At 38.6% G+C, this 7678-nt stretch carries 3 protein-coding genes, 2 tRNA genes and 1 rRNA gene; all 6 read left to right on the forward strand.

All coding sequences use genetic code 11. The features are described 5' to 3' along the window. Nucleotides 1–85 precede the first annotated feature (85 nt). The 6 genes from gyrB to BQ6100_RS20495 all read left to right on the forward strand — a co-directional run bounded on the left by gyrB (nt 86) and on the right by BQ6100_RS20495 (nt 7538). Nucleotides 86–2008 (forward strand): DNA topoisomerase (ATP-hydrolyzing) subunit B, encoded by a 1923-nt coding sequence (gene gyrB / locus BQ6100_RS20470; RefSeq protein ID WP_075983654.1) that lies wholly within the window; start codon nt 86–88, stop codon nt 2006–2008. Between the two features lie 99 nt (nt 2009–2107). Continuing rightward, the gene (gyrA, locus tag BQ6100_RS20475) at nt 2108–4612 is read left to right on the forward strand and encodes a DNA gyrase subunit A (RefSeq protein ID WP_075983372.1); all 2505 of its coding nucleotides are present in this window, start codon (nt 2108–2110) and stop codon (nt 4610–4612) included. An 88-nt stretch (nt 4613–4700) separates the two neighbouring features. Next, the gene (locus tag BQ6100_RS20480; protein WP_084780508.1) at nt 4701–5801 is read left to right on the forward strand and encodes an HD-GYP domain-containing protein; all 1101 of its coding nucleotides are present in this window, start codon (nt 4701–4703) and stop codon (nt 5799–5801) included. A 304-nt stretch (nt 5802–6105) separates the two neighbouring features. Next, nucleotides 6106–7152, forward strand: a 16S ribosomal RNA gene (locus tag BQ6100_RS20485). 223 nt (nt 7153–7375) lie between these two features. Then, nucleotides 7376–7452, forward strand: a tRNA-Ile gene (locus BQ6100_RS20490). 10 nt (nt 7453–7462) lie between these two features. After that, nucleotides 7463–7538 (forward strand) — tRNA-Ala (locus BQ6100_RS20495). Nucleotides 7539–7678 lie beyond the last annotated feature (140 nt).

Genomic DNA, 7678 nt, shown 5'->3' on the forward strand with positions numbered 1-7678 from the left:
TTTTTCAGTAGAGTAATTCTTCATAACATCGAAAGATATATGCTTGAATTGTAGTCATTAGAAAGTGTAGGTGATTGGTATGGCGATGGAACATAAGGCAGTTGAAACAGAGTCTTACGATGAAAGCCAAATACAAGTCTTAGAAGGACTTGAAGCCGTTAGAAAACGCCCTGGAATGTATATTGGCTCTACTAGTGGTAAAGGCCTTCACCATTTAGTGTGGGAAATCGTTGATAATAGTATTGATGAAGCATTAGCTGGATACTGTACAGAAATTAAGGTCAATATTGAAAAAGATAATAGTATTACGGTTATTGATAATGGACGGGGAATCCCAGTCGGTATACAAGAAAAAATGGGTCGACCTGCAGTTGAGGTCATCATGACTGTCCTACATGCTGGAGGAAAATTTGGCGGTGGAGGATATAAAGTATCCGGTGGGCTTCATGGCGTAGGCGCTTCAGTTGTAAATGCCCTCTCATCTGAATTGGAAGTTTTTGTACATCGAGACGGACATATTTATTATCAAAAATATAAGCGTGGAGTTCCATGTGAGGATATAAAAATCATTGGTGAGACCGACCACACAGGAACCACCACTCATTTTATACCGGACAGTGAGATTTTCACTGAGACATTGGAGTATGATTATGATGTCTTAGCTAATCGCCTAAGAGAACTTGCTTTCCTTAATCGTGGAATAAAAATCATTATTGAAGATAAACGAGTGGAAAATAAAAGCAATGAATACCATTACGAGGGCGGAATAAAATCGTATGTGGAACATTTAAATAGATCAAAAGAGGTTATCCACCAAGAACCTATCTTTATTGAAGGAGAACGCGATGGAATTACAGTTGAAGTCGCAATTCAATATAACGATAGCTATACAAGTTTTATTCACTCCTTTGCAAATAATATTAATACTTATGAAGGTGGAACACACGAGTCTGGATTTAAAACGGCGCTAACAAGAGTAATTAATGATTATGCAAGGAAAAATGGAATTTTTAAAGAAAATGATTCAAATCTCTCAGGAGAGGATGTTCGAGAAGGATTGGTTGCAATCGTATCTATCAAACATCCCGATCCACAATTCGAAGGCCAAACAAAAACGAAGCTAGGCAATTCAGAGGTTCGAGCAGTCACCGACACAATCTTTGCTGATCATTTTGAGAAATTCCTCTTAGAAAATCCAGATGTCGCTAAAAAAATAGTTGATAAAGGCTTAATGGCTGCTAGAGCAAGGTTAGCTGCAAAGAAAGCAAGAGAATTAACTAGGCGTAAGAGTGCATTAGAGGTTTCAAGCTTACCTGGTAAGCTTGCTGATTGTTCTTCAAAGGATCCGTCCATTAGTGAATTGTATATCGTTGAGGGTGATTCTGCAGGAGGTTCAGCAAAACAAGGCCGTGACCGCCATTTTCAAGCCATATTACCTTTAAGAGGGAAGATTCTTAACGTCGAGAAGGCTCGTTTAGATAGGATTTTATCTAATAATGAAGTAAGAGCCATCATTACTGCATGTGGTACGGGGATTGGAGATGATTTCGATATTTCTAAAGCGAGATATCATAAAGTTGTCATCATGACCGATGCTGATGTTGATGGTGCTCATATTCGTACTTTATTATTAACTTTTTTCTATCGATATATGAGGAAAATTATTGAGGCAGGATATATTTACATTGCCCAGCCACCTTTATATAAGGTCCAACAAGGTAAGCGAATAGAGTATGCTTATAATGATCAGCAGCTAGATAAAATATTCGCTGAATTGCCGAGTCAACCGAAGCCTAATATTCAAAGATATAAAGGTCTTGGAGAAATGAATCCAGGGCAGCTTTGGGAAACTACAATGGATCCTGACTCAAGAACATTGCTTCAGGTTAGTCTAAAGGATGCAATTGAAGCGGATGAAACGTTCGAGATATTAATGGGTGAAAAGGTTGAACCAAGACGAAACTTTATTGAAGAAAATGCCCAATATGTTAAGAATTTAGATATTTAATAGTGGTCAGGATAGTGGACATACCTCTATCCTGCTTTTTCGTAAGATATATTTTGGCAATTTGATACTTTATTCACCAGGTAAAGGAGGGTTTTTTCAATGTCAGAAACACCTAGTTCCCACATAAAGGAAGTCAATATTAGTCAAGAAATGAGAACATCTTTTTTGGATTATGCAATGAGTGTTATCGTTTCTCGGGCATTACCAGATGTTCGTGATGGATTGAAGCCCGTTCACCGTCGTATTTTATATGCTATGCATGATTTAGGAATCCATGCCGATAAACCATATAAAAAATCAGCTCGTATTGTCGGTGATGTTATCGGTAAATACCATCCACATGGTGATTCAGCTGTCTATGAAACAATGGTAAGAATGGCACAGGATTTTAACTATCGATATATGCTTGTTGACGGACATGGAAATTTTGGTTCTGTTGATGGTGATGGTGCAGCTGCGATGCGGTATACAGAATCACGCATGTCCAAAATTTCAATGGAATTATTACGTGATATTAATAAAGATACGATTGACTATCAAGATAACTATGATGGAGAAGAAAGAGAACCAGTTATTTTACCTTCACGATTCCCGAATCTCTTAGTAAACGGAACAACTGGGATTGCAGTTGGTATGGCGACTAATATTCCACCACATCAAATTGGAGAGGTCATTGATGGAGTTTTAGCTGTAAGTAATGATCCTAATATCTCTACACAAGAGCTTATGGAAATTATCCCAGGTCCTGATTTTCCAACTGCAGGTTTGATTCTTGGTAGAAGTGGTATCAGAAAAGCATATGAAACTGGAAGAGGCTCAATTACCCTAAGAGCAAAGGTTGAGATTGAGCAAAAGTCCAATGGTAAAGAAACAATTATTGTGAGTGAAATTCCATATCAGGTTAATAAAGCTAAATTAATTGAAAGAATCGCCGAATTAGTTAGAGATAAAAAGATAGATGGAATTACTGACTTACGTGATGAGTCTGACCGAAGAGGCATGAGGATTGTTATAGAAGTCCGAAAAGATGCAAATGCAAATGTTTTGTTAAACAATTTATACAAACATACTTCCCTTCAAACAAATTTCGGTATCAATATGTTGGCCCTTGTTGATGGACAACCTAAGGTATTAAGCCTAAAAGAATGTCTAAAGCATTATTTAGATCATCAAAGGGTGGTAATAAGAAGAAGAACCGAATTTGAACTAAAAAAAGCAGAAGCACGTGCCCATATTTTAGAAGGGTTAAGAACTGCTCTTGATCATTTAGATGAGGTAATTAGTTTAATTCGTAGTTCACGTACAACTGATATTGCTCGTGAAGGATTAATGACTAATTTTAATTTATCTGAAAAACAAGCTCAAGCAATCCTTGATATGCGTTTACAAAGATTAACAGGATTAGAGCGTGAAAAAATTGAAGAGGAATACCAAGGTCTCATTAAGTTAATTGCTGAATTAAAGGCAATTTTAGCGGATGAGGAAAAGATTTTAGAAATTATTCGTGAAGAATTAGTAGAAATTAAAGAAAAGTATAATGATAAACGTCGGACAGAGATTGTATCGGGCGGGATTGAAAACATTGAGGATGAAGATTTAATCCCACGTGAAAATATTGTTATTACATTAACCCATAACGGTTACATTAAACGCCTACCTGTTTCTACATATCGCTCCCAAAAACGGGGAGGAAGAGGTATCCAAGGAATGGGGACCAATGAAGATGACTTTGTCGATCAATTAGTCACAACCTCCACTCATGATACAATCTTATTCTTTACGAATAAAGGGAAGGTGTATCGTGCTAAGGGATATGAGATTCCTGAATTTAGCCGTACAGCAAAAGGAATTCCTATAATAAATTTACTTGAAGTCGATAAGGATGAATGGGTAAATGCAATAATCCCTGTAGAAGACTTTGTTGATGATTGGTATTTATTCTTTACCACAAAGGATGGAATATCCAAACGTTCTCCTTTGAGTTCATTTGCTCATATCAGAAATAACGGATTAATTGCTTTAAACCTTAAAGAGGGCGATGAATTAATATCTGTCCGATTAACAGATGGAAATAAAGAAATAATAATCGGAACAAAAAATGGCTTGTTAATCCGTTTCCCTGAAACCGACGTGCGTTCAATGGGAAGAACGGCAACAGGGGTAAAGGGAATCAGTTTAAAATCTAGTGATGAAGTCATTGGTATGGAAGTATTAGAGGAAAACTCTGAAATATTGATTGTTACAAAGAATGGTTATGGAAAAAGAACACCAGCAAATGAATATCGTGTTCAAGGTAGAGGTGGAAAAGGAATAAAAACATGCCATATTACCGAGAAAAACGGTGAAGTTGTAGCCATGAAGGTTGTCACAGGTGAAGAAGACCTAATGATAATTACTACTGGCGGTGTCTTAATTCGTATGGCAGTAAATGACATTTCTAGCTTAGGGCGAAATACTCAAGGTGTAAGATTAATTCGACTAAATGAAAGTGAAGATGAATTCGTTTCTACAGTTGCAAAGGTTGAAAGAGAAGATGATAAGCAAGAGGAAGAAACTGAGGAACAGTTGAATCTTCAAGACACAGATGAAAATATCGAAGAGTAAATGAAAAGAGGGACATTTTGTTCCTCTTTCTTTGTGAAATAAAGTAAAATAGGAATTAAAGAAATTTATTATTTTTGAGGTGGACCTCGTGCGTGTTAGTATAACAGAGCTTCTTGAAGGTTGCATTCTATCCGAAGATATTTTTAGTCGGACTAATCGACCTATCATTCCAAAAAAGACGGTCATTAATAAGGAACTAATTGAGTTACTACATGCCTTTTTAGTCCCAGCAGTTTTAGTTGAAAAGACATTAGTGGATGGACAACCCTTTATACCAAAAGAAATTATTGAAGATGAAATAGAAGATATGGTGAAGGAAAAACAAAGTGATGAATCATCATTTACAGAAATATTTTTAAATGCTGTGAAAGATTATAAAAAGGAATTTTTATCATGGCAGTCAGGATTACCCGTAGACATATCAAAAATAAGAAAAATTATGATTCCTTTAATTGAAAAAATTGAACAGTTTTCTTCTGAGTTATTTTCATTGCACCATTTCTCTACAACAGATGAATATCTGTTTCAACATTCAATATCGGTCGGCTTATTAAGTTCATATATCGGTAGAAAATTACAAATGACCAAGGCTGATATTATTCAATTGTCTATCGCAGGTTGTCTTGCTGATTGTGGAATGGCGAAGATCCCTGAAAAAATCTTGTTTAAAAAATCAAGTTTAACTTTAGAGGAATTTGAGGAAATAAAAAAACATCCATTTTACAGTTTTAAAATGGTTCAAAATAGTCCACTTTTAACCGGTGGGGCCAAAGTAGCCATATTACAGCATCATGAAAGATTAGATGGAAGTGGCTATCCAACTGGTGAAAAAAATAAAATACATTCTTTTGCAAAAATAATTGCGATTGCTGATACATTTCATGCATTAACATCGGAAAGACTTTATCGAACTAAACAATCGCCATTTAAGGTTTTAGAGATGATGAGGCTTGATAATTTTGGAAAGTTTGATATCCCTTCATTAAAAGCCCTTCAATTGGGAATCCTAAATTATTCTATAGGAAGTACAGTAAAATTATCAAATGGTCAAGTCGGTGAGATTATTTTTGTTAACGACCAGAACCCTATCCGTCCAATGATTAAATTAATCGGATCAGGGGAAATTATTCAATTAGAAAAGAATAGACAAATTTTCATTGAAGAGGTTATTAATGAGTTTGAAGGTTGAGTATAAAGCATCTATTTCCAGGCCAATGGTCTGTCTGAAATAGATGTTTTTTGCATATTAATCTAGTATATTATTTATCTTTAAAAAATACTTGCATTCATTATTAAATGCTGATATACTAATTCAAGTCGACAAAAGTTGATAACGATTATCAACAGAAATACTTGTTGACAATGAGGAATTAAAATGATATATTAATAAAGTCGCCTAAGAGCGACAAGGAATATATTGTTCTTTGAAAACTAAACAAACCATACGTCAACGTTAATTCTATTTTTAAAATTATAAGAGCTAATCTTACTCTTTTTCGGAGAGTTTGATCCTGGCTCAGGACGAACGCTGGCGGCGTGCCTAATACATGCAAGTCGAGCGAATCGGAGGGAGCTTGCTCCCGATGANTTAAGTCTGATGTGAAAGCCCACGGCTCAACCGTGGAGGGTCATTGGAAACTGGGAGACTTGAGTGCAGAAGAGAAGAGCGGAATTCCACGTGTAGCGGTGAAATGCGTAGAGATGTGGAGGAACACCAGTGGCGAAGGCGGCTCTTTGGTCTGTAACTGACGCTGAGGCGCGAAAGCGTGGGGAGCAAACAGGATTAGATACCCTGGTAGTCCACGCCGTAAACGATGAGTGCTAAGTGTTAGAGGGTTTCCGCCCTTTAGTGCTGCAGCAAACGCATTAAGCACTCCGCCTGGGGAGTACGGCCGCAAGGCTGAAACTCAAAGGAATTGACGGGGGCCCGCACAAGCGGTGGAGCATGTGGTTTAATTCGAAGCAACGCGAAGAACCTTACCAGGTCTTGACATCCTCTGACACTCCTAGAGATAGGATTTTCCCCTTCGGGGGACAGAGTGACAGGTGGTGCATGGTTGTCGTCAGCTCGTGTCGTGAGATGTTGGGTTAAGTCCCGCAACGAGCGCAACCCTTGAGATTAGTTGCCAGCATTCAGTTGGGCACTCTAATCTGACTGCCGGTGACAAACCGGAGGAAGGTGGGGATGACGTCAAATCATCATGCCCCTTATGACCTGGGCTACACACGTGCTACAATGGATGGTACAAAGGGCTGCAAGACCGCGAGGTTTAGCCAATCCCATAAAACCATTCTCAGTTCGGATTGTAGGCTGCAACTCGCCTACATGAAGCCGGAATCGCTAGTAATCGCGGATCAGCATGCCGCGGTGAATACGTTCCCGGGCCTTGTACACACCGCCCGTCACACCACGAGAGTTTGTAACACCCGAAGTCGGTGGGGTAACCGCAAGGGGCCAGCCGCCTAAGGTGGGACAGATGATTGGGGTGAAGTCGTAACAAGGTAGCCGTATCGGAAGGTGCGGCTGGATCACCTCCTTTCTAAGGAATATTTTTCGAAAAGCGGAGGCGACTGTTCAACTTCAACAGACGTTGGAGAGCCGGCATTGCAAATCTTGTTTTTTAGATTTGTGATGACGGATCGAAACGACCGAGAAGTTAGGAGCCGAAGCTAGACAACACAGGATGCGTTGATTGTATGGTTTGTTTAGTTTTGAGGGAATAATATCCTTCAAATGAAATGAAATATTTTTATCCGTTATGTGGGCCTATAGCTCAGCTGGTTAGAGCGCACGCCTGATAAGCGTGAGGTCGATGGTTCGAGTCCATTTAGGCCCACCATTACAATAACGGGGGCTTAGCTCAGCTGGGAGAGCGCCTGCCTTGCACGCAGGAGGTCAGCGGTTCGATCCCGCTAGTCTCCACCAATTTGTTCTTTGAAAACTAGATAATGTAATAGAAGAAGGCAAAAGAATTACCGAGTAATCGCCATTTTAGTTTTTCTCTAATATTATTAGAGGGGAAATAGAAGCGAGCAGGTCGAGGAAGCGACTGAGTGAGCACCGGA

This window comes from Bacillus massilinigeriensis, assembly GCF_900117315.1.
Lineage (GTDB): Bacteria > Bacillota > Bacilli > Bacillales > Cytobacillaceae > Bacillus_BE > Bacillus_BE massilionigeriensis.